General features: G+C 27.1%; 24 protein-coding genes and 1 pseudogene. 21 read left to right on the top strand and 4 right to left on the bottom strand.

The genetic code is table 11. The features are described 5' to 3' along the window. Positions 1–188: 188 nt before the first annotated feature. The 9 genes and pseudogenes from ACWPW7_RS17870 to ACWPW7_RS17830 all read left to right on the top strand — a co-directional run bounded on the left by ACWPW7_RS17870 (position 189) and on the right by ACWPW7_RS17830 (position 9,233). The gene (locus ACWPW7_RS17870) at positions 189–959 is read left to right on the top strand and encodes an SDR family NAD(P)-dependent oxidoreductase (RefSeq protein ID WP_454054593.1); all 771 of its coding nucleotides are present in this window, start codon (positions 189–191) and stop codon (positions 957–959) included. 128 nt (positions 960–1,087) lie between these two features. Then, positions 1,088–1,438, top strand: a complete 351-nt coding sequence (locus ACWPW7_RS17865) for a NifB/NifX family molybdenum-iron cluster-binding protein (protein ID WP_454054592.1) — start codon at positions 1,088–1,090, stop codon at positions 1,436–1,438. Between the two features lie 513 nt (positions 1,439–1,951). Next, positions 1,952–2,644 carry a response regulator transcription factor gene (locus ACWPW7_RS17860; RefSeq protein ID WP_454054591.1) on the top strand — a complete coding sequence of 231 codons (693 nt, stop codon included), beginning with the start codon at positions 1,952–1,954 and terminating at the stop codon, positions 2,642–2,644. Positions 2,645–2,725: 81 nt separating this feature from the next. After that, positions 2,726–2,938: pseudogene (locus ACWPW7_RS17855) on the top strand (winged helix-turn-helix domain-containing protein); the annotation flags it as partial. Continuing rightward, positions 2,916–5,093 (top strand): histidine kinase dimerization/phospho-acceptor domain-containing protein, encoded by a 2,178-nt coding sequence (locus ACWPW7_RS17850; RefSeq protein ID WP_454054590.1) that lies wholly within the window; start codon positions 2,916–2,918, stop codon positions 5,091–5,093. The pseudogene ACWPW7_RS17855 and the gene ACWPW7_RS17850, both read left to right, overlap by 23 nt. Positions 5,094–5,401: 308 nt before the next feature. Further along, complete coding sequence (locus tag ACWPW7_RS17845) at positions 5,402–6,781, top strand: MATE family efflux transporter (protein ID WP_454054589.1); 1,380 nt, start codon at positions 5,402–5,404, stop codon at positions 6,779–6,781. A 263-nt stretch (positions 6,782–7,044) separates the two neighbouring features. Beyond that, complete coding sequence (locus ACWPW7_RS17840; protein ID WP_454054588.1) at positions 7,045–7,821, top strand: helix-turn-helix domain-containing protein; 777 nt, start codon at positions 7,045–7,047, stop codon at positions 7,819–7,821. Between the two features lie 40 nt (positions 7,822–7,861). Beyond that, positions 7,862–8,560 (top strand): transglutaminase-like domain-containing protein, encoded by a 699-nt coding sequence (locus tag ACWPW7_RS17835; RefSeq protein ID WP_454054587.1) that lies wholly within the window; start codon positions 7,862–7,864, stop codon positions 8,558–8,560. 334 nt (positions 8,561–8,894) lie between these two features. Beyond that, complete coding sequence (locus ACWPW7_RS17830; RefSeq protein WP_454054586.1) at positions 8,895–9,233, top strand: arsenate reductase family protein; 339 nt, start codon at positions 8,895–8,897, stop codon at positions 9,231–9,233. 128 nt (positions 9,234–9,361) lie between these two features. Here the strand turns inward: ACWPW7_RS17830 and ACWPW7_RS17825 are convergent, their stop codons facing one another. Then, the gene (locus tag ACWPW7_RS17825) at positions 9,362–9,937 is read right to left on the bottom strand and encodes an MORN repeat-containing protein (RefSeq protein ID WP_454055532.1); all 576 of its coding nucleotides are present in this window, start codon (positions 9,935–9,937) and stop codon (positions 9,362–9,364) included. Between the two features lie 251 nt (positions 9,938–10,188). Here ACWPW7_RS17825 and ACWPW7_RS17820 point away from each other — a divergent pair, with 251 nt between their 5' ends. Together ACWPW7_RS17820 and ACWPW7_RS17815 are read left to right on the top strand one after the other, a co-directional pair. Next, positions 10,189–10,830: an undecaprenyl diphosphate synthase family protein gene (locus ACWPW7_RS17820; protein ID WP_454054585.1), complete on the top strand. Its 642-nt coding sequence runs from the start codon at positions 10,189–10,191 to the stop codon at positions 10,828–10,830. Between the two features lie 199 nt (positions 10,831–11,029). Then, the gene (locus ACWPW7_RS17815; protein WP_454054584.1) at positions 11,030–11,731 is read left to right on the top strand and encodes a metallophosphoesterase family protein; all 702 of its coding nucleotides are present in this window, start codon (positions 11,030–11,032) and stop codon (positions 11,729–11,731) included. Positions 11,732–12,058: 327 nt separating this feature from the next. Here ACWPW7_RS17815 and ACWPW7_RS17810 read toward each other — a convergent pair whose 3' ends face one another. Next, a complete protein-coding gene (locus tag ACWPW7_RS17810) occupies positions 12,059–12,694 on the bottom strand; it encodes a CatA-like O-acetyltransferase (RefSeq protein ID WP_454054583.1) in 636 nt (211 codons plus the stop codon). A 271-nt stretch (positions 12,695–12,965) separates the two neighbouring features. Here ACWPW7_RS17810 and uppP point away from each other — a divergent pair, with 271 nt between their 5' ends. From uppP to ACWPW7_RS17795, 3 genes are all read left to right on the top strand, one after another. Continuing rightward, positions 12,966–13,793 (top strand): undecaprenyl-diphosphatase UppP, encoded by an 828-nt coding sequence (gene uppP, locus ACWPW7_RS17805; protein WP_454054582.1) that lies wholly within the window; start codon positions 12,966–12,968, stop codon positions 13,791–13,793. A gap of 276 nt (positions 13,794–14,069) precedes the next feature. After that, positions 14,070–14,453, top strand: coding sequence for a YbaN family protein (locus ACWPW7_RS17800; protein WP_454054581.1), 384 nt, complete (start codon positions 14,070–14,072; stop codon positions 14,451–14,453). 244 nt (positions 14,454–14,697) lie between these two features. After that, positions 14,698–15,105, top strand: coding sequence for a hypothetical protein (locus tag ACWPW7_RS17795; RefSeq protein WP_454054580.1), 408 nt, complete (start codon positions 14,698–14,700; stop codon positions 15,103–15,105). Between the two features lie 148 nt (positions 15,106–15,253). Here the strand turns inward: ACWPW7_RS17795 and ACWPW7_RS17790 are convergent, their stop codons facing one another. Both ACWPW7_RS17790 and ACWPW7_RS17785 read right to left on the bottom strand, forming a co-directional pair. Next, entirely contained in the window at positions 15,254–15,700 is a 447-nt protein-coding gene (locus ACWPW7_RS17790) for an ImmA/IrrE family metallo-endopeptidase (RefSeq protein WP_039637059.1), read from the bottom strand. A gap of 383 nt (positions 15,701–16,083) precedes the next feature. Beyond that, positions 16,084–16,491: a helix-turn-helix domain-containing protein gene (locus tag ACWPW7_RS17785; RefSeq protein WP_454054579.1), complete on the bottom strand. Its 408-nt coding sequence runs from the start codon at positions 16,489–16,491 to the stop codon at positions 16,084–16,086. 267 nt (positions 16,492–16,758) lie between these two features. On the opposite strand from ACWPW7_RS17785, the gene ACWPW7_RS17780 reads away from it, so the two are divergent. From ACWPW7_RS17780 to ACWPW7_RS17750, 7 genes are all read left to right on the top strand, one after another. Then, on the top strand, positions 16,759–17,307 hold the full coding sequence (locus ACWPW7_RS17780; RefSeq protein ID WP_454054578.1) for an RNA polymerase sigma factor: 549 nt from the start codon (positions 16,759–16,761) through the stop codon (positions 17,305–17,307). An 858-nt stretch (positions 17,308–18,165) separates the two neighbouring features. Further along, positions 18,166–18,582: a phage tail terminator family protein gene (locus ACWPW7_RS17775; RefSeq protein WP_454054577.1), complete on the top strand. Its 417-nt coding sequence runs from the start codon at positions 18,166–18,168 to the stop codon at positions 18,580–18,582. Between the two features lie 2 nt (positions 18,583–18,584). After that, entirely contained in the window at positions 18,585–19,652 is a 1,068-nt protein-coding gene (locus ACWPW7_RS17770) for a phage tail sheath subtilisin-like domain-containing protein (protein WP_454054576.1), read from the top strand. Positions 19,653–19,664: 12 nt separating this feature from the next. Beyond that, on the top strand, positions 19,665–20,087 hold the full coding sequence (locus ACWPW7_RS17765) for a phage tail tube protein (RefSeq protein ID WP_039637067.1): 423 nt from the start codon (positions 19,665–19,667) through the stop codon (positions 20,085–20,087). A gap of 12 nt (positions 20,088–20,099) precedes the next feature. Beyond that, positions 20,100–20,507 (top strand): phage tail assembly chaperone, encoded by a 408-nt coding sequence (locus ACWPW7_RS17760; RefSeq protein ID WP_454054575.1) that lies wholly within the window; start codon positions 20,100–20,102, stop codon positions 20,505–20,507. Between the two features lie 11 nt (positions 20,508–20,518). Beyond that, positions 20,519–20,689: a hypothetical protein gene (locus ACWPW7_RS17755; protein ID WP_454054574.1), complete on the top strand. Its 171-nt coding sequence runs from the start codon at positions 20,519–20,521 to the stop codon at positions 20,687–20,689. Between the two features lie 199 nt (positions 20,690–20,888). Further along, on the top strand, positions 20,889–23,003 hold the full coding sequence (locus ACWPW7_RS17750; RefSeq protein WP_454054573.1) for a hypothetical protein: 2,115 nt from the start codon (positions 20,889–20,891) through the stop codon (positions 23,001–23,003). Positions 23,004–23,010: the final 7 nt, after the last annotated feature.

The raw sequence follows: 23,010 nt of genomic DNA, 5'->3' as shown, positions 1-23,010 counted from the left end.
AAAGGTCTTAACCGTGAAGTTTTAACCATAATTCTTCATCTTTCATTCTTAATTTTTCATTCATAGAAAAGAATTTTTTTATGGAAATTAAAATCATGCATAAGTTAAATTTTCATTAATGAACCCTATAAGTGGCAATGTACTGATATAATTTTCTATAAATAGATATTTAAAATGGAGGTATTATTTTGAGATATACTTTGATTACAGGTGCCACTTCTGGAATAGGATATGAGCTTAGTAAGGTTTTTGGAGAGAATGGCCATAATATGATTTTATGTGGTCGTGATATAAAAAGACTTGAGGAATTGAAAGCGGAATTTCAGTGTTATTCTAGTGATGTAGTTATTTTAGCTGGGGATTTAAGTTCCTTTGAAGATATTATGAGAATATATGAATCTATAAAGAAAAATAATTACGAGATAGAGTTTTTAATTAATAATGCAGGACTTGGATCTTTTGGGGCTTTAAGTGATACTTCTTTACATAGGGAGCTTAATTTAATTGATGTTAATATTAAGGCAGTTATCCATCTTACTAAGCTTTTTTTACCTGATATGATTGAAAGAAACTCAGGTGGAGTTTTAAATGTATCTTCTACTGCTGCTTTCTCACCTGGACCCTTTATGAATAATTATTATGCTTCTAAGGCATATATACTTTCTTTAACGGAGGGATTAAAAGAGGAACTAAAAAATACTAATATAAAGGTTTCGGTGTTGTGTCCGGGACCTACTGCTACTAATTTTCAAGAAAGATCACAGGTTAAAAAGGCTGACTTTGCAAAGAAAACTTTAATGAATCCAAGATTAGTTGCTTGCATTGGATATAAGAAATTTATGAAAAATAAGCTGGTTATTGTACCTGGGATTAATAATAAATTGTTAGTGATTTGCTCTAGAATAATTCCTAATAGATTATTAAGTAAAATAATTAGAAGGGTTAATAGCAAAAAGTAAAATCTTATTATGAGATAAAATAGAAGCTAGAGGTATTAATATTAAAGAGATATACAATAAGGGAACTAATTGGATTTTTAATCTGTATAGGTATATAATGGAACTATATAGAAAGGAGTGTAGTATATATGAAAATAGCAATACCAAAAAACGGGGATATGATAAACCAACATTTTGGAAAAAGTGAAAGTTTTATTATAGCTACAGTTGAAAATGGGAAAGTAACTGAAAAGAAGGAAGTTTCAGTTATGGATTTACAACATAATCATGGAGGACTATCTAAGTTAATTTTAAATGAAGGTGCATCAGTGGTAATTACTGGAGGAATAGGCGCTGGAGCTTATAATGCTTTAAAAGAATATAACCTAAATGTTATAAGAGGAGTCAATTCAACAATAGATGATGCCCTATCAAATTATTTAAAAGGTGAATTAAAAGATAGAGCTGTTATGTGCAATCATCATGGAGAGCACCATTAGAATTTATTAAATTTTAAGGTTATATTATAAGCATGATAATCTATAGCCTAAAACCTTAGAACAAAGAAAATTTCAACTATTTTAAATGTACATATTTTAAAATAGTTGAAGTTTTTTTGTTTTTAGAGAAAAAATTTACTTTTATACTATTAATCTTAGAAGAAAAAATTTTTATAATATTTTATAAAGCAGATATATTTATAGGAAATACGGTAAAATCTTTTATAGATAGATTCAATATTTAAAATTGCAAGTATTCCTTAAAGAATAAATAAAAAATATTTAGAATACGAGGTAGCAGATAAAGTTCTGTTACTTTTTTATATTTAAGCTATTTTTTATGATTATTAATAGTTTAAGAGCTAAATGTATATTTCTTAAGAAATTCTTAAGAAATATACTAACTGTTTTGTAAAAAATCCTTTGTACAATAGTGATGTAGCATTAGTAAAGAGGAGATGAAGGAATATGGAGATGATATAATAAATTAAAGATAAATGGAGGGATAGATACATGACTAAATATAGTGTTTTAGCAGTTGATGATGATAAAGAAATTAGAGATGCTATTGAAATTTATTTAAAGAATGAAGGTATAAATGTTTTTAAGGCAATGGATGGAATTGAGGCACTAAATATTTTGGATAAAGAAGAAATTCATCTTATATTAATGGATATTATGATGCCAAGAATGGATGGAATAAAGGCAACTTTTAAAATTAGGGAAAGCAAAAATATTCCTATAATTATGCTTTCAGCAAAATCTGAAGATACAGATAAAATATTAGGACTTAACATTGGAGCAGACGATTATATTACAAAACCTTTCAATCCTTTAGAATTAGTTGCAAGAGTGAAGTCTCAATTAAGAAGATATACAAGCCTTGGCAATTTTAAAGGGAGTGATGATGTAATTATAGTAAGAGGGCTAATACTGAATAAAAGCACAAAATCTATAACTATTGATGGTGAAGAAGCTCGTATGACTCCTCTTGAGTATAAAATACTAGAATTACTTATGGAGAATAAAGGGAGAGTATTTTCTATTGATGAAATTTATGAAAAGGTATGGAGAGAGAGTAGTTATAACTCTGAAAATACTGTAGCAGTGCATATAAGGAGGATAAGGGAAAAGATTGAGATAAATCCCAAAGAACCAAAATATTTAAAGGTGGTATGGGGAATTGGATATAAAATTGAAAAGTAAAATTATATATACAATAACTTTTATAATAGCTATTTATTTGGTGGCACTTGCAATTTTAACAAGTATAGATATTAAAGAGCAAAGTATAAAATATTGGAATTGCTTATGGAGAATAAAGAGAGAGTATTTTCTAGTGATGAAATTTATGAAAAGGTATGGAGAGAGAGTAGTTATAACTCTGAGAACACTATAGCAGTGCATATAAGGAGGATAAGAGAAAAGATTGAGATAAATGCCAAAGATCCAAAATATTTAAAGGTGGTGTGGGAAATTGGATATAAAGTTGAAAAGTAAAATTATATATATAATAACTTTTATAATAGCTATTTATTTGGTGGCATTTGCAATTTTGACAGGTGTAGATATTAAATATCAAAAAGAATTTTTAAATAAGGATGCATTTTTTGTTTCATATAACTTTAAAGAAGCTATAGATGATAATGTTAATAATCTAAAGAGATATTATTTATATTTTAATAATTATGATAAAAGAACTGATAAAGATAAGGTAACAGAAGAGGAGATAAAACTTCAAACAAAAAAAGATGAGGAAGAAAAGCAAAAGAAAATTGAGGCTATTAGAGATGAATACAGTGAAGAAATTAATGAAAATTATTATAATTTAAATCTTCCAAAACTTAATGCTCTTGTAGCAGAAAGAGATAAAAAAATTAGTGATATAGAAAATAATAAAGAAGATAAAAATAAAGCAGAAGAGAGAATTAGAAAAAAGGCAATAGAAGAAAAGGACAAAGAATATCTTATTTTAAAGGAGAAAGTATTAAATAAAGAAAATTTTATTAAGTATTACTTTAGAAATAAAAATACTGGTGAAATATATACTAATATAGAAAAGGATATAGACATTAAAAAATATATAGAAGAAGCTTTATATAGTATAAATCTACCAAATTATAATAAGAACTATTTTACAACCAATATTGATAATAGCATTGATGAACTTAATTGGGATGGATATTTTATAGTTCCTAAAACTATGAATGAAAATAGTCAGTTATACAAAGATTATATGTATTATGTTTCAGTAGGGGAAAGAGTATATATAGAAGTTTGCGTATTTATAATAATATTGATATTAATTATTATCGCATCATTTTATTTATATAGAAATAGAATAAATATTCCTTTATTATTTGAAAAAGCAAGAAATTTATTAAAAAAAATACCATTGGATATAAGAGGGATTATATTTATTGCTTATTCTTGGATTATATTAAGATACATATCTAATGTAGAATTTTTTTACTTTCTATTGAGTATTGAGCATATTAAAAAGCTGACTTTTATAGTTGTATATATATTTTATACCTATTTAAGTATAAAAGAATTAATTATAATTAAAGAAAGTAAAGAGGATTTTAAGAATCAGTGGAGTAATAGTTTAATTTATAAATTCAAAGTTATCATAAAAGAGTTTAGTATTTATAAAGGGTTTCTTTTTAAACTTTTATTTATAAATATACTTACCATAGGATTCGTTATAAGTGCCATAGTAATATTTGATTCAACAGATAGTAATAAGATTATTTTGTGTAGTATCTATGATATTATATATTTATTTGTTATAGTTCCACGTGTTTTAGAAAAAATATCACTTTTCAATAGAATTAATAAAGGAACAGAAGAAATTTTATGTGGTAATTTTGACTATACAATAGAAGTAAAAGGCAAAGGGAAAAGTGGCCTTGAGAAATTAGCTCATAATATAAATAATATAAAGGCTAGTTCTAAAATAGCCTTAGATAACCAGATGAAGAGTGAACGATTAAAATCAGAACTTATTACAAATGTATCTCATGACCTTAAAACTCCACTTACATCTATAGTTAACTATATAGATTTGTTAAGAAATGAAAATCTTTCTAAAGATGATGTCAAAAAATATGTTGAGATACTAGAGAGAAAGTCGCAAAGATTAAAGACTTTAATTGAGGATTTATTTGAAGCATCTAAAATGTCTAGTGGGGATGTTGAGCTATCGCTACAAAAAGTGGATTTGACAGCGTTATTAAAACAAGCATTGGGAGAATACGATGAGAAAATTAAAAATTCTTCTATAACTTTTAAGCTAAATATAGAAAAACAAAATATCTATGCATATTTAGATGGAATGAAAACTTGGAGAGTTTTTGATAATTTAATTAATAATGCTCTGAAATATTCTGCGGATAACACTAGGGTATATCTTTCTTTAGAAGAAGAAGATAATAAGGCAGTTTTTATCATAAAGAATATTTCAAACTATGAACTAGATTTTGAACCAAATGAGATATTTGAAAGATTAAAACGAGGTGATAAATCTAGAAATACAGAGGGGTCTGGTTTAGGACTAGCTATTGCTAAAAGCATTGTAGATATACAAGGTGGAACTTTAGATATAGAAATTGATGGAGATCTTTTTAAAGTTATTGTAAAGTTTCCACAATAAATTTTAACTGTTTAAAAATAAATAACAATCAATATAGTAGGATATTTTGTGTCATATAAAGCATTAGAATGGATTTATAGTTATGCTATAAATTAGTTTTGTAGATGCTGCATTACATAAAATATCCTTTAATTTTTCACTAGTTATTTATTCATGTATATCTTAGTAGAAGTAAAGTAAAATATTTTGACATGATGATTCATATTCATGTAATATAGAGCATTAAAAATTTAAGTTTAAACTGATATTATTTGATGATATAATCTATATATTATGAATTGTGAATAAATGATGTTGGGGTGGGATTAATGAAGGGAGAAAAGAGAAAAAATCTTATACTTAATGGTGAATTGTATAAAGTAATTATTACACTGTCTTTACCAATTATGATAAATAATTTGATTCAAACACTTTATAATTTAGCTGATGGAGTTTGGGTAAGTAAAATTGGCTCAGTGGAGTTTGCTGCTACTTCTTTTGTGTGGCCAGTAAACTTTTTATTTATATCTTTAGGTATGGGGCTTTCAATTGCAGGTACATCTATATTATCTCAATTAATAGGAGCATCAAGATATGAGGAAGCTAATAAATATTCGAGTCAGCTTATTGTGATATCTTTAATAAGTTCTATTTTTTTTGCTATTATAGGATATATTATAAGTCCAGTTGTTATTAAGTTAATGGGTGCTACTGGTGATTTAGCTAACTATAGCAATATCTATCTTAGGATTACCTTTTTAGATATGCCCTTTACTTTTTTATTTTTCAACTTTAATTCTATTATGAATTCTCAAGGGAATACTTTAACTCCAACAATACTTAGCGGTATTAGTGCCATACTTAATGTAATATTAGACCCTATTTTCATATTTACATTTAAAATGGGCATTGCTGGAGCTGCTATTGCAACCTTACTATCAAAAGTATTACTTGCTGTAGCAGGTATATATATATTAATAAATTCAACTACAATGATTAGGCCAAGTTTTAAGAATTTTAAATTTGACAGGAAGATAATAAGAAAAATTATAAATGTTGCATTGCCTTCCTCAATAGGACAGTCAGGTTCAGCTTTAGGTTTTATAGTTCTTAATGGATTTATAGTATCTTACGGAACTGCAACACTAGCAGCCTTTGGCATGGTTAATAGAATTACTTCTTTAGTAATGCAGCCAGCTATGGGTATTGGAGCAGCCTTAACATCTATTGTTGGACAAAATTTAGGGGCGGATAAAATAGATAGAGTGAAGGAAGCCTTTGGAAAATCTTTAAAACTTACTATCTCATTTTCTATAGTGGGATGTATTTTAATGATATTAGCAGATAAACAAATTATAAACTTTTTTATGCAGTCAAAAGATGATGTTGAAGTAATTTCTCAAGGAATTGTATATTTACGTTACATTTCAGCTTCAATGCCACTTATGGGGATTTTTAGTGTATTTCAAGGCATATTTCAGGGATCAGGACACACTAAATACTCTATGGCAATGGAAATCGGTCGTCTATGGTTTGTAAGATTACCTATGATATTGATATTTAAACACTTTACCAATGTTGGATCTCCAGGAATATGGTTTTCTATGAGCTTTAGTAATTTAATAGTATGTGTTTATGGATTTTTAATTTATAGAAAAAATCATTGGCAAAGAAAAGTTATAAGAATGGAAGAAGCAATTCAAAAGTAAATGTGTAACTTAATTATAGAGTGATATAGTGAACTTCATTTTAAGAGTTTTTTAAAGAATTTAAAAAACTCTTAAAATGAAGAATTTTTTAGAACAATTTTTATTTTAAATTATATTTTAAGTTTTCATATATAATATGTCCTTAGATTTAGTGACAAAGTCACAAATTTTAGGGACATATTCTTTTGTTTATAAGGAATTTAAAAGGTTAAAGATGATATAATAATGATAATTATAGATTAAAAATTTTATGAGGTGTTCAAATGAGAGAAAATATTTATATTTTTTATTCGGATGATCATATAAGTTTTATTACAAATAAAATAGATGCAAGTTTGCATATTCATAATTCTATTCAGATTACAGTAAGTATAGAAGAAAAGTTTTCTGTAAAAATAAAAAACAATATAATCAATGAAAGTGGTATTATTATTAACTCCAATGTATCTCATGAATTATTTGGTAAAGATGGTTGGCAGATATATTTTTTAATTAATCCTGAATCAATATTTGGTGAAAAGATAAAGAGAATGTACATGAAAAATAAAGACTTTTACATTATACCTGAAGATGCAACAGAGGCTATTAGAGAATTAGTTAAAGAGAAACATATAGCCATTGATAATAAAGCTAAATACAATAAATTTATTTCAGAAATTTATTCAATTCTTTCTTTAGAAAATTATACAATTAATCATCTACTAGATGAAAGAGTAGATAAAGTTTTAAAGTATATTGCTAATAATAATTTAGCAGAAATATCCTTAGAAAGCTTAAGTAAAAATGTATTTTTGTCTGAAAGTAGATTGTCTCACTTATTTAAAGAAAATATAGGAATTTCTATTAGTAGTTATATATTAAATTATAAAGTCAGAAAAGCCTTTAAACTAATTTTCGAAGGAAATAGTATTACTACATCAGCCCTTGAGGCGGGATTCTATAGCTCATCCCATTTAACTAATGTGTGCAAGGAAAAGCTAGGCATGATACCAAGTGCTATTAAGAAAAACAGCAGATATTTGCAAGTAAATAATTATTAATTCCCTTATAATTTTAAGAAAGAGCAAAAGGGGGATGAATATGAAGAGATATCTTAAAGAAACAAAATTATTAAACTATAATTCAATAGAAATTCAAGATTTAATTGGAAACAGGGGCTGGAGAAGTTTAAATGAAAAAGAAAAAATAAAATCAATATATAACTTTGTGAAAGATGAAATAAAATTTGGATATAACAAAAAAGATGGAATGGCTGCAAGTGAAGTACTAATAGATGGTTATGGTCAATGCAATACAAAAAGTATTCTTTTGATGGCACTATTACGTGCAGTAGATATTCCTTGTAGAATACATGGATTTCTAATTGATAAAAGAATGCAAAAGGGAGCATTAACTGGAATAATATATATGTTAGCTCCTAAAAAAATTGTACACGCGTGGACCGAGGTTTATTTTAATGGAAAGTGGTTAGCACTAGAGGGTGTAATAATAGATAAAGTATATTTAAATAATGTAAAAAATAATCTCTGTGAATATAATGGTGGATATATTGGATATGGTATTTCGGTAGAAAATAAAGATAAAATAAATTTGTGTTGGAATGAAAATAGCACATATATACAAAGTTTTTCTATTACAGACGATTTAGGAATATTTGATAATCCAGATGAATTATTTAGAAAGTATAATAATGCTAATAATAAATTTAAAGAAGTCATCATGGAAAAATTATTTAGGAAAACTAATAAAAGATTAGATGATATAAGAAAAAATAAATAATGAATGTATAAACAGATTAAAGCAAGACTTTACTTGAATAAGGTAGGTTTTGCTTTTTATTTTAATTATATTTTCTAAGATTTCTTAGTAAGAAAAAGTAATAAATTAGTAAAAATGAAATAGAATATTGATCCTTAGATAAATAAGATATAGGTACAGTATTTGTTTATTTTTATTTAAATGATATATTATAATTATTACTTTTAAAATTTCATAAGAAGAATAATAGTTTATATAAATAAATTATTATATTGATTTATATTAAAATACAAATTAGTATATGTTTTTATAAATTAAATAGCTAGAAATGCAAAGTTTTAGAGGAGGAAAATAAATGAACATACAAATTTTTGGCATAAGTAAATGTTTTGATACAAAAAAGGCAGAAAGATATTTTAAAGAAAGAAAAATAAAATATCAGTTTATAGATTTAAATATAAAAGGATTAAGCAAAGGTGAACTACAAAATGTTAAAGCAGCAGTAGGATTAAGAGAGCTTATAAATGAAAAAAGCAAAGAGTATACTAAATTAAATCTTCAAAATATAAGAACTGACAGTGTAAAGGAAGAATTATTATTAAACAATTCTAAATTATATAAGACACCAATAGTACGAAATGGTAAGATGGCTACAGTAGGATATAAACCAGAAATATGGAAAGATTGGGAATAAAAAATATAGTATAAATATCATAAATTTAAGAAGTTTTAGTAATGAAATATACGTTTAGTGTAAAAATAGAAAAAACAGCAACGCCCTTATATACATTTCTTAAGGGAGTTGCTTATAGCAATGTATTTTTATAATTTTTTATTATCCACAAATTCACCAATAAAAACTTCACCACTAGAAGATATGTACATGCCTTTTCCATTTTTCATATTATTCTTCCATTCACCAATGTATTTATCTCCATTGTTTAAAGTTTCAATTCCATATCCATGGCAATTATCTTCAAACCAATCACCAGTATAAGTATCTCCATTAGACCAACTGTAAATACCATGACCTGTTTTTAAGTCATTTTCCCAACTTCCAACATAACTCTCGCCATCTGGCCAAGTATATATTCCATAGCCGTACTTTTCATCATCTTTCCAGCTGCCAATATATTTTTCACCATTGGCCCAGGTTAAAGTACCTTCACCATGCATAGTATTTTCTTTCCAATATCCTACATATTTAGTTCCGTTTGTATAAGTATAGGTACCATAGCCATGGATTTTTCCATCTTTTCTTTCTCCTTCATAAACTCCAGTATGAACATGCTCTTCGACTTTTTTATTATTAGTTAATTTTAACTTAGTATCAGTTAATTTTTTTATATTTATATTCTTCATAATAGTTTTAGTCCTTTCAATCATCATTTTAATAATTAAAGATGAGATTTTCTCCTTATAATCTTAAATACATATAAAGAATTATTTAAGGAGAATAATTATCAATTTCAATTTTCTATAAATAGTATATCAAAAAATATAGAGTATTAAAAGAAGTTAATTATAAAATTAAGATTTAAAATGTTTTTACATATATAAGACTAACTTTTGAAAAGTTTGGTAATAATAAGATGTATAAATAAATTAGTAGTACTTAACAATAATTGTATGGATTTGAGGTGTATATTATGAGAATACCAAACCATATTGGAATTATTCCAGATGGTAATAGAAGATGGGCCGTAGACAAAGGAATGACTAAAGAACGAGGATATGCGCTAGGTCTAGATCCTGGATTAATACTTTTTAAATTATGTAAGGATGCTGGAGTTAAGGAGATAACATACTATGGATTTACTACTGACAACACAAAAAGGCCGGCAAATCAAAGGGAAGCCTTTACAGAAGCTTGTATTAATGCAGTTGAAATGATTTCAAAAGAAGATGCCTCATTGTTAGTTGTTGGCAATACTGATTCTCCTATGTTTCCTAAAAAATTACTTCCTTATACCAAAAGGCAAACCTTCGGTAAAGGGGGAATAAAAGTTAACTTTCTAGTTAACTATGGTTGGGAATGGGATTTGAAAAATTTAAAAATGGGTGATAATTCTAGAAAAAAAATTATGAATTCTATTAAATCCTATGATGTATCCAGGGTTGATTTAATAATACGCTGGGGAGGAAGACGCAGATTAAGCGGCTTTTTACCAGTTCAATCTATCTATTCAGACTTTTATATTATAGAAGATTACTGGCCCGATTTTAAAGCAGAGCATTTTTCACAAGCTTTAAGCTGGTACAATACACAGGATATAACTCTTGGAGGTTAATAATTAAAGATAACAAATAAAGATAAAATATTTATTTTTTAAAACTTCACTGCAAAGAGCAGTGAAGTTTTTTAAATTTTATAAATAACTCAATGAAATACTCATGAAGCTTTAATATTAGTTTAGTGAGATAAATTTACTTATTACTGATATAATTATTTAATAAAAACAAAATAGTATACAAATAGGGGGTTAGGTTATGAAGTACGTTGTAAGTGATATTCATGGAAGATTGGATAGACTTAAGAAGCTATTAGAGCGAATTAACTTTTCGAAGGAAGATGTTTTATATGTATTGGGGGATTTGGTAGATAGAGGACCAGAGCCTATAGAGGTTATTAAGTTTATTAAAGAAAAGAAAAATATAATTTCTATAATGGGGAATCATGATGAAATGATGTTGAAATCTTTAAGAGATAATGATGAAAAGGAAATAATCCGTTGGAGAAGAAATGGTTATGAAACAACTTTAAATGGATTTAATAAGTTATGTGAAGATGAGAAAAAAGAAATATTATCTTATTTGGACTCTTTAGAGTATTTTAAGATAATAGATGATAAATATATTCTTGTTCATGCAGGGTTTGAAACAAATAGGCTGATAGCGGATATGCTTAGTATGTCTTTAGAAGAAGGGTTACTAAATCAGAAGGATAGACTAGTATGGGTTAGAGGAGATTTTTATAAAAATAAAGGACTAGATGAATATACAGTTATTTTTGGCCATAACCCTAGAGAATCTATTGATAAGAACTTTGATGTAGTTTCAGAAATCCCTTATAAGATATGGTTTGATGTGAAATATAAAGACAAGATATGTATAGACACAGGAAATTGCTATGAAGGTGGAAGAATGGCATGTTTAAGACTAGATGATATGATGGAATTTTATATTGAATAAAATAATAGCATTAAATTATTTCCTAGGACATTTATTATAAAAGCTATTATTTTAATTAGAAGAATAATAATAGTAATTATTTTGCCGTATACATTAAAATTATAATTCACAACTTTAAACAGTGTGCAATTCAAGATTCACAATTAAGGGAGAATTTAGTTTCGGTCAAACTAATTTCTTTACTAGCAATACAATTATTAGCTTTTTCTTTTTGAAGCTACTTCGTAACTCCAAAGACAAATTAATTCTAAATTTCTCAGCTATTGTTGAGAAATTCCCTCAATTGTGAATTTTGTATTGTAGATTTAATTAACTTATAGATTAAATTTATAAATTTTTATCTGGATTATTTAAGAAATCTTGAATTAAGGTAAAATATTTACCTACATGATCACCATCTAGTAAAGCATGATGAGCTTGGATTGAAAGAGGAATTTTCATTTTCCCATTTTCCTCAAAAAATTTACCCCAAGCTATTCTTGGAATGCTATCAACTGGATTCATGTGAACTGGATGGACTACACTTGTAAATGAAATCCAAGGAACGCTAGTTATATATAATAAATCATCCCGTCCAGGTTCGTCTTGTAGATTTACAATATTTTTTGCTGCTTCTATTTTTCTTTTTGCATTTAATATAAATTCATTATAATTGTCAACATATTCAACGGTGCAAAAGCTAAATACACCTTTCGTAGTCATTATAGTAAAGGATGGATTTACAACATCATGTTCTACGACTCTATCTTCTCTTATTCTATAACGAAATTCTTTTATATAGTTTGCTGTTTTAACAGAAAAAAATAAAAAAGATGGGAAAAATGAATTTTCATTTTCTTTGATAAATTTATAAAATTGCGTAATATCAATATTTCCGCAGATATTAAAGTGTGGATAATCAAGTGCTTTAAAATGATTATATTGATTTTTTCTTGGCCAATTTTCCATATCTATATATTTCATTAATACATCACCTACTAAAAAAATTATAAATTAAATTGATATTACAATTTTAACAGTCAAAACAAAAAAATACAATTATGGATTGCATTAAATAACAATTATAATACATAACCTAAAAGGATTTACATTAATCTAAAAAGAAAATGTTCAGTAAAATTTATGATAATTTAAATAAAAGATTACATTTTAATTAAAAAACTTACCAAAATATTTTTAAAATGATATAATTAATAGGGTTTTTATTAAAAATAAAGATTAACGAGGTGAAAAAATGTCGATTGTAAAAGCTATAATTATGGGTATAATACAAGGTGCTACAGAATTCTTACCAGTAAGTTCATCTGGTCATCTTGTTATATTTGGAAAATTATTAGGTATAAATGAACCTAATAACACTTTTGAAGTGTTACTGCATTTAGGTACATTAGTTGCTATTTTTGTTGTATATCATAAAGATATAAAAGAGATGATTATTGAATTTTTTGCAATGATAAGAGACTTATTTAAGGGTGAATTTAATTTGGACAATCCTTATAGAAAACTTGTTGCACTAATTATAGTTGCAAGTATTCCAACAGCTATTTTGGGATTTGCATTCCAAGATACTTTTGAATCGTTATTTGGCTCAATTTTACCAGTGGGTATAGCGTTGCTTATAACAGGAACATTACTATATGTTTCTGATAAGATTAGAGAAGGAAAGAAAGATGAGAAGAGAACAAACTTCAGAAATGCAACAGTTATTGGAATAGTTCAAGGATTAGCAATAACTCCAGGAATATCTCGTTCAGGTTCAACAATAGTTACAGGATTATTCTTAGGATTAAAAAGAGAAATGGCTGTTCGTTTTTCATTTTTAATGTCTATACCAGCAGTATTAGGAGCTTTACTTTTAAAAAGTAAAGATATTATAGAAGCTGGTGCTGCAACGGAGGGAGTATTTCTTCAATATGGTATCGGAACAGTAGTCTCAGCTATTGTAGGTATTCTTTCAATTAAATTACTTGAAAAGGTTGTTTTAAATAAAAAGTTCCACTACTTTGCTTACTACTGTTGGGCTGTAGGAGCAATAGCTATTGGTACATTTATATTAGGATAATAGAAATTAAAGGTGCTTATTTATATAAGTGCCTTTTTATAATTTTGCAATACTAATATTAAAATTTTAATTACAATTAACAGAGCCTTCTTAATGAAAATTATGATAACTTTGTTACATATGGAAAAGGTTTATTATATCTTTATAAAGTATAATAAAATATTAAGAATTAGCATAAATAAGAAAGGTAACTTGAATCACATAAAAATATAGAAAAATATGATATTATAATGATAGTCAATTTCAATGTTTTTAGCGATTTAGGGGGAAGAGTTTATGATTAATGTTAACACAGTAAAAAAATATGTATTAATTGGATTAGGCTTTTTATCTTTAGGACTTGGGATAGTAGGAATTATTCTTCCTATATTGCCTACAACTCCATTTTTACTTTTAGCTTCTTATTGCTTTGCAAAGGGATCTAATAAATTTCATGCTTGGTTTATAGCAACTAAAATATATAAAAATCATTTAGAGGATTTTGTAAAAACAAGAGCTATGACATTAAAAAATAAAGTATCAATTTTATGTACGGCTTTTACAATGTTAATAATTGCATTTATATTAAATAATAATCTATATGTTAGAAGTCTTATAATAGTCCTTTGCATAATTATGGCTTATTATTTCAAATTTAAAATAAGAACCATACAGGATTAAAGCTGAGTATTTCTTACTCATAAAATGCATTTTAGATAATAAAATAATATGAGAATGTTTTTAAGAAGAACGTCAATAAGATAGAAATATTTAAAGAAATACCAGTTAATATAGCAATAAGAATATAGATTTGCAATTAATCACATATTTTATTCTTAGAAGAAATGAAGGTAACTACTAATTATTAAAATATCTATAGTCTGTAGTGTAGACTTAAAGATTATTTGAAGATAAAGGTGATTATATGGAAAAAGAAGATAAGAATAAACATGACAATAATGATAAAAAAAATGATAAGAATATTATAGTTTATATAATAGGTACTGAGATAGTTACTAGTATAAATAATGTGACATTATTTATTCAATATGGAATAACTGAAAGGCTTTTTATTATAATTTTATTATATTGGATAGAAAAGTGCAAAAATAATTACAATATTAATGATTTAAATCAGTATACAACAGCTCAAAGCAAAAAACCTTCAGTATATTTTGTAAGTGTCTCATATCTTCCTACCATATCCTCCGAAAGTTATATATTAGCATTACCAATAACGGAAGAGGAATTTATAATTTTTTTAGGAGTGGCTTTTGCCTTCAATCAAATTGTAGAAGAACCAGAAGAAGTAGTAGCGCCAGAAATAAGGTAGTAAAAATTATATTATTAAATATATAAGTCATAGAAACATATATTATATACGAGAGATGAAATAGTTTGTTACATATATCCAAATCACCTTAATTGAAGAATTTAAAGTTGCTTATAATAAAAAATCGTGACTTTGTCACGATTTTTTATTATAGTTTATCAGATAATTGTTTACAACAATCTAGTGGAAGGTTTAAGCTACTAGCAATTTGCTCAATAGTGAAACCATTATGTTCAATATGATCTGGGTTAATATTTAATAGTTTAAAGGCAAAGTAGTTTGCTTGACGTTCTAATTTTCCTATATTAATAAGGGTGTTATTATAGGCAGCTGTAGTAATATGAACATGAATAATTGCATGAGCAAGTTCATGGGCTAAAATAAACTTTTCATAATTAATATTCAAATCGTTTCTTATAAAAACTACTTCTTTATTAAAATGATTTCGATTATATAATGCATCATTGCCTTTTAATAATATGTTATTTTTATCTAGTTTTATTATTGTTATTTCTAAATTATCATAAATCTCATAAATATCATTTGTGTCGTATAGATCAACTATTCCTAGCACATATTCATCAAGCCAAGACACAGTATCCCCTCCAATTCCCTAATAAAGCATCTTAAAAATAGCTATTTAGTATGTTCTTATGATATATTTGCCATTAAATAAAAATGAAGAATTATGGTTAAGACTCCATCATCAAAGCCTTTGGAGTTTTTTAGAATAAATTTTATTTTAAGAAATTCACTAAAGATGAATTTCATCCTAAATTATTCATTTTTAACTATTAATCCTTAATTTCTAAAGATTTAAGCTATTTTTGCAGAAGGTTTATTTTTCAGAGTATATTATAGATTTTAATATTAGATACCTATAATATACCTATCTGTTGAATATTAATTTTTCTATGAATAAAATATCATAAGAAAGTTTAGGTAGTTATTTTATCTAAGATGCCTCAAAATATAACATTATTTTTTATATTTGTAGCTTATAAGTTGCAATTGCCTGAGTAATTCATTGGCGAAATCCATTATTTCAGCATCACTCATTTTGTTTATATCAAAGCCACCAAAGCCCATGATTGTTGGTTGTTCTAATATAAATTTTATAGCTTCTTCTGGTGTAGAGAATCCCAATGAAGAATTATGTACTTTATTATTAATATTATTTTTATCATTATCTGATTTAAAAAATTCATCAACAGATACACCAAGAGCATCTGCAATCTTTTGAAGAGTTTTTGCAGTTGGGTTTTTATCATCTTTATTAAGAATGTCACTTATAGTAGACTGTGCAACACCAGATAACTTCCAGAGCTTATATGCAGATATATCCTTTTCTTCCATAATCTTAATTAATCTTTCTTTATTAAACACCGAACTCACTCCTAAAATATACTTCGATATATATAAGTATACAATATATTAAAATATGGATATATGTCAAGAAAATAGAAGAAAAATTAAGTAAAATAAATATATTTTGGAAAAATACTTCAATAAAAAGATATATACTTATTGATTACTTCAGTAAAAAGATATATATTATATATTAAGAACAATACTTCTATAAAAAGGTATACGGGAGATCAATTAATAAAAACTAGAAATATAAGAAATAAATAATTAAGGGGTTGTGGTGATATGATAGATATATTAGATATGGAAAAGTTAATAAAAGAAAGTGTGCAAATTACTGTAAGAGAAGCGTTAATAGTTTTAGAAAAGGAAAAAGAAAAAAGTGCTAAATTAAAAAGGGATAGAAGACTAAGAAATACTGCTTTATTGCTTAGAAATTATATTAATTTAAAAGAACATTTTAATAATGCAATATATACTAATTCACAAATTGAAGATGAAGATCCAATAGAAATATTAATGGAGTGTGATAGTTTCGAAGAAGATTTATATATAAACTCCATTAAGAGGACACATACTAGAACAAAAATAATAGTAAATCACATAGAAACAATATTAGGATTTTACAAATATAGAGCATTTAAAAGCAAAGATGAAAATGCTGAAAGAAGATATGAAGTAATAGAACTCTTGTACATGGAAGGTAAAACCTATGAAGAAACAGCAGAAGAACTAGGGTACAGTGAAAAAACCATATCTAGAGATAGAAAAAGAGCAATTGAAGAATTAAGTGTACTATTGTTTGGAATAGATGGGCTGAAGTTAGAAATTTAGGCAATGGAGAATTGAAGATGGACAATTGACAATTATGGTTGAAATTAATTTTGTCAAATTAATTTCTTTAATAGGACTTTAATAAAAGGGACTACGTCATTTAAAGAATAAATTTAAGACTTCTCCTTTAAGGAGAAGTATCCATAATTGTGAATTGTGAACTGTGAATTTTGAATTGAATAAACTTGTCTAAATGATGTCCTTGTAAGTACAGTATAGAAATAGTAAAATGATATTGTGATAAGTTATCTTAAGGCACTTAGAGAAACCTAAGTGCCTTTTTCAATTCATAGAAAATTAAGTTAAACTTAAAAAAATCAATTATCAATTTCTCAGCTCCCTGAGAAATATTCAAAATTGTCAATTGTCAATTCTCAATCTTCAATTGATGAAATTGTCTAAATCATGTCCTTGTAAGTACAGTATAGAAATAGTAAAATGATAGTGTGGTAAGTTATATTAAGGCGCTTAGAGAAATTTAAGTGCCTTTTTTAATTCACAGGAGAATGAAGGGAAGTTTAAAATAAATCAATTATAAATTTCTCAGTTTACTGAGAAATATCCATAATTGTGAATTGTGCATTGTGAATTTTGAATTAAATGAACTTGTCTAAATCATGTCCTTGTAAGTACAGTATAGAAATAATAAAATGATAGTGTGATAAGTTATCTTAAGGCGCTTAGAGAAATTTAAGTGCCTTTTTATATATAAGGTATATGTCTAAAAAGCTGGTTATTTTGTAAATAGCCAGCTTTTTATTTTTGAAAGGAGGTGAGAGCTATGAAGCTATATATATCACAAGTAAACAACTGCACTTGAGTGAAAATAAGAAAGTTTATCTTGGAAGGGGATTAAATATGATTAATCTTTATAATGTAAGAACGGCAATCACTGAAGCCTTAGAGAAGGAGAATTTTCAAGTTGTAGAAAATAAAGATGGCTTTGAGAGTCCAGCTTTTTTTATAGAATTAGTAAACTCAACTTGTAAAAAAAAGAGAAAATCATTACAAGAAGTATCTGCAACCTTTAACATAAGATATCTTCCAAAAGAAGACTCGCATAGTGAATTTGTTCAAATAGTAGATAGGCTTAATTCATTGTTTGGTACTACTCTTAAGGTTGAAAAAAGCTATGTGATGGTTAATAAGCTTACTTTAGAAATGAAGGATGATATACCTAGTTTTAAAGTTGATATAAGCTATGAGCAAATTATTGCAGAGGAAAATATAAAAGATCAAAAAATAAATGAAGTTCATTTTAGAGGAGGAGTATAGTTATGGGATTACCACAAATTAATATTGCATTTAAAAGCACTGCTTCAACAGTGATAAAAAGAGGAACTAGAGGAATAGTTACATTAATATTAAAGGACAAAGTTTCAAAAATACAAATTGAAAGATTAAATGGAGTAGATGAAATACCAAAAACTATTAATGAAAATAATAAAAAGCAAATAGAGCTAGCTTTTATGGGAAGTGTCAATTCAGCTAAAAAAGTTATAGCACTTATAATTCCTGAGGAAAGTGAGAACTATACAGAAGCATTAACATTATTAGAAACAACAAAATTTGATTATTTAGTTGTTCCATTTATAACTAATGAAGATGCTGTTAAAATTGCAACTTGGATAAAAGATATGAGAAGTAATAAAGATGTAAAAGTGAAAGCAGTTTTATCACATTGTGCTGCAGACAATGAAGGTGTTATTAACTTTGCTACAGATAATATTAAAGTAGGAAACAATCTATATACAGCTTCTGAATATTGTTCAAGAATAGCAGGCATGTTAGCAGGATGTCCACTTAATATAAGTGCTACTTATCAGCCATTGCCAGAAGTAGAAGATGTTCCACACTTATCTAAAGAAAGCTTTGATGAAGGAATTGATAGCGGTAAATTATTACTCCTACATGATGGAGAAAAAGTAAAAATAGCAAGAGCAGTAAACAGTTTAGTAACTACAAATGCAGATAAAGGTGAAGATTTTAAGAAGATAAAATTAGTTGACATGATGGATTTAATAGTTAGTGATATAAAGAAAACTGCTGAGGATAATTTTATCGGAAAATATGCTAATAACTATGATAATAAGATTCTATTAATGTCATCAATTCAAAGTTATTTAGAAACATTGGAAATTGATAACTTACTAGACTTAGGAAAAAATAAGGTTTCTATAGATATAGAAACTCAAAAAAATTATCTTAAGACTATAGGTATCGATGTTGATAATATGAATGAACAAGAAATTAAGGAAGCAAATACTAAGGATAAAGTATTCCTAAAAGGATTAATTAAAATAACTGATGCTATGGAAGATATAAATTTAAATTTTGTTATATAGGGGGAAGTATATATGTTAGAAACAAAGAGAGTTATTAATGGATCATTTGGAGAAATGTGGCTTGAAGGAGATTATGTATCAGAAGCTTTTGGACTTCAGGCAAAAATAGAGGTAAAGAAAGAAGTAGTAAAACGCTGCGGATATGGTGGAGAAGATACAAAAGTTGTAGGTTGGGCAGGAAAAGGTACAGTTAAACTTAACAAAATCAGCAGTCGTATGGGAAAACTTATAGGTGAAGCTATTAAAGAAGGAAGAGATATTAAATTTACTATTATATCTAAATTAGCTGATCCAGATGCTTTTGGATCAGAGCGTATAGCTATAAAAAATGTGTCTTTTGACGATTTAACATTAATTGACTGGGAATCAGAAAAACCAGGTGAATTAGAATGTCCATTTACTTTTTCAGACTATGAATATTTAGACCAAATATAAGGGGGAAATTAAGTGAGTACAATAGATTTATTATTAAAAGTAGATACCAATAAACTTTTTAGACCGGAAAAACAAGTAGAAATAAAAAGATTATCAGAACTTGCAGGGGAGAAGGTAGTATTCACATGCCAAGCTTTAAATGCTAGTGAAATTGAGGAAGCAACTAACAATGCTCTTACTATAAAATCTGATGGAGAAGTAGACATAAAAAATAATGATATGCAATTATTTGTTCTTTTATCAGGAGTAAAAGAGCCAAATTTAAAATCTAAAGAACTTAGAGAATATTATGAATGCTTAACTCCAAAGGATTTGATAAATAAATTATTATTGCCTGGTGAGGTATCTCATTTGTATAATACTATAAATGACCTTAGTGGCTTTGGTAAAGGGCAGGTAGAAGAAATAAAAAACTCATAAACTCTGACCATATGGTAGGCATGATGTATTATTACTGGAAGACAAAAGGTATATGGCCAGATGAGTTTTATAATAAACCTTTAGGTACTAGAGTTCTTTTAGCAGCCTTTTATGAAAAGGAACTAGAGGAAAAAATGGAAATATTAAAAAATGAAAATATTATGGCTGTGAAAATTGTATAGGAATTTTCTACAGCTTTTTATTTAGACATTAAATATATTAGACAATTATAATCTTAAAATTGAGGATTAAAAATTAGAAGAATATTTATAATTTTATTATTAAAAATCACCTTTAGAAACAAGAGTAGCTTGTATTAATTCTAAAGGTGATTTTTATATTTTCCTTATTTTAATAATTTTAATAGAGGGTGGTGATAATTTGGCAGATAAATTAAATCTAAGTGAAAAATTAACTATTATGTTAGGTCTAGAAGGTAATTTTAATGATGCTATGAAAACAGCAAATAAGAGCACTTCTAAATTTCTACAGCAAGTAATGAATGTAAGAAAACAGTTAAAAACTATAGAAAACAACAAAATCAAATTAGATATCAAAAATGATAAAAAAGCAATAGCAGATGCTAAAAAGGAAATTCAAAATGCTGTTGGAAGAGCAAAAGCCTATATTAGTATGGTACCTAAATTACCACAAGGGGTAAAAGATAAGATAAAGAGTATATCAGGTAATGTTAAAATAGGCGTTAGTATGGCAGGATCAGAGTTAAACGAAAAAATAGCTAAGGTAAATAATGTTGTAAAGAAACCGTATTATATAACAATGGCATTAAAACAAGTAGCATCAAATGAGATACAAAATTTAATTGCTAAGCCTAAAAAGTTATTGATTAAGCCAGTAGCTCACTTAGCAGAAGTAAATGGCAAAATTGCAAATACATTTAATAATGTTAAAAAGTTGGCTAGTAAACCTGTCAGTATAGCAGTTAAGGCTATAGATAAAACCAAAGCTGTCTTTGGATCAATAAAAAACGGTATTACTGGTATTAAAGAATTTGCTAAAGAAGTTGTACTAGGAGATAATGCAAAAAGTGCATTTAATGCTACTATAGGAGCGGCTATGCAGGGAGAGCAGCAACAACTAGCTATGAAACATTCTATAGGAGCTCAAAATCAAGGTAAAAGCAAAGAAGAAATTTCATCTATTACAGATAACTATATGGAAGCTTTAAAAGGTGAATCTACTAAAGCACCATTTAATTCTAATGATATTATATCCGCTGGGCGTAAAGCAGTAGATGTTATGAATGGTGATACAGATAAGTCAATGGGATTAGTTAAAATAGCACAGGATATGGCAGCAGTTAATCCAGATAAATCATTAGATGATGCAATGCAAGCTTTAGCAGATATGAAATCAGGTGACTTTTCTAAAGCTAGTGATTTTGGTTTTAACTTTTCATCGGAAGAATTTAAAGCATTGGCAGGTAAGGGCAGCGGCGAAGAATTAACGGATGCGGAAATGTCAAAGGCCTTTGATAGCCTTATTAACAATAAAGTGAGTATACAATTTGCAGGTGGGACAGACGAATTAAGTAAAACCGCAATGGGACAATGGTCAATTATATCTGGAAATCTTCAAACTATGGGAAGCAATTTTGGAAGTGCATTTTTACCAATAATAACTCAAATATTAGGACCTTTAGGACAATTATTAGGAAATAATACAGGAGCCTTTGTACAGTTCGGACAAAGTGCTGCGACTGTTGTTCAAAGCATTGCAAACAGTATAGGGATGTTTTTAACTCCTGCTATTGAATGGATTAAAACTAATCTTCCGATGATCCAAACTATAGTTGGCAATGTATTTAATGGAATAGCTACACTTTTACAACCTATTATGGCCATATTTGGGAGTGTTTTTGAGATAATTGGAGCAGCAATACAAAATTTTGGTCCAATAGTAACAGAAATTGCAGCTACTATTATGGGAAAATTAGGTGAAGTTTTGGAATGGTTAGGGCCGAAAATAGATTGGCTTAAGGAATTGTTTATTAGTTCTATGCCAATGATATCCGATGCAGTACAAATTGCTTGGGATGTAATAAATCCAGCTTTAGATTTAGGTATAACTGTATTTGAAGGTATTGCAGATGCTGTTATGTGGGCTATGCCTATAGTTCAAGATATACTAGAAAAAGTATGGGTTGTTATTGAACCTATAGCAAGAGGAATAGGAAATGTTTTAGGACATGTTTTTGATTTGGTTAATAAAGTAATTGGATTTTTTGGCATAAGTGCTTCAGATGAAAAAAGACCAAAAGGTCATGCTACGGGACTCCCAAGAGTACCTTATAATAATTACCCTGCATTACTTCATGAAGGAGAAGTAGTTCTAACTAAAAAGGAAGCTAATCAGGTTCAAAACAGAGGCAGCAATAATTTTAATATGTCATTTAATATAAGTGGATCTTCAGATCCAAACTTAGTAGCAAAACAAATAGTTAATGAAATAAAACAAGCAGCGTTTAATATTTAGAGGTGAT

The organism is Clostridium sp. Marseille-Q7071, assembly GCF_965112025.1.
Note: the sequence above shows the minus strand (reverse complement) of the source record. Positions and strands in the feature narration are given on the sequence as shown.

Coding starts and splice junctions, on each gene's coding strand:
- ACWPW7_RS17770 (WP_454054576.1), top strand. CDS start 18,585: ATGGGATTACCACAAATTAATATTGCATTTAAAAGCACTGCTTCAACA.
- ACWPW7_RS17835 (WP_454054587.1), top strand. CDS start 7,862: ATGAAGAGATATCTTAAAGAAACAAAATTATTAAACTATAATTCAATA.
- ACWPW7_RS17775 (WP_454054577.1), top strand. CDS start 18,166: ATGATTAATCTTTATAATGTAAGAACGGCAATCACTGAAGCCTTAGAG.
- ACWPW7_RS17860 (WP_454054591.1), top strand. CDS start 1,952: ATGACTAAATATAGTGTTTTAGCAGTTGATGATGATAAAGAAATTAGA.
- ACWPW7_RS17755 (WP_454054574.1), top strand. CDS start 20,519: ATGGTAGGCATGATGTATTATTACTGGAAGACAAAAGGTATATGGCCA.
- ACWPW7_RS17780 (WP_454054578.1), top strand. CDS start 16,759: ATGATAGATATATTAGATATGGAAAAGTTAATAAAAGAAAGTGTGCAA.
- uppP (WP_454054582.1), top strand. CDS start 12,966: ATGTCGATTGTAAAAGCTATAATTATGGGTATAATACAAGGTGCTACA.
- ACWPW7_RS17795 (WP_454054580.1), top strand. CDS start 14,698: ATGGAAAAAGAAGATAAGAATAAACATGACAATAATGATAAAAAAAAT.
- ACWPW7_RS17865 (WP_454054592.1), top strand. CDS start 1,088: ATGAAAATAGCAATACCAAAAAACGGGGATATGATAAACCAACATTTT.
- ACWPW7_RS17845 (WP_454054589.1), top strand. CDS start 5,402: ATGAAGGGAGAAAAGAGAAAAAATCTTATACTTAATGGTGAATTGTAT.
- ACWPW7_RS17810 (WP_454054583.1), bottom strand. CDS start 12,694: ATGAAATATATAGATATGGAAAATTGGCCAAGAAAAAATCAATATAAT.
- ACWPW7_RS17820 (WP_454054585.1), top strand. CDS start 10,189: ATGAGAATACCAAACCATATTGGAATTATTCCAGATGGTAATAGAAGA.
- ACWPW7_RS17840 (WP_454054588.1), top strand. CDS start 7,045: ATGAGAGAAAATATTTATATTTTTTATTCGGATGATCATATAAGTTTT.
- ACWPW7_RS17830 (WP_454054586.1), top strand. CDS start 8,895: ATGAACATACAAATTTTTGGCATAAGTAAATGTTTTGATACAAAAAAG.
- ACWPW7_RS17765 (WP_039637067.1), top strand. CDS start 19,665: ATGTTAGAAACAAAGAGAGTTATTAATGGATCATTTGGAGAAATGTGG.
- ACWPW7_RS17815 (WP_454054584.1), top strand. CDS start 11,030: ATGAAGTACGTTGTAAGTGATATTCATGGAAGATTGGATAGACTTAAG.
- ACWPW7_RS17800 (WP_454054581.1), top strand. CDS start 14,070: ATGATTAATGTTAACACAGTAAAAAAATATGTATTAATTGGATTAGGC.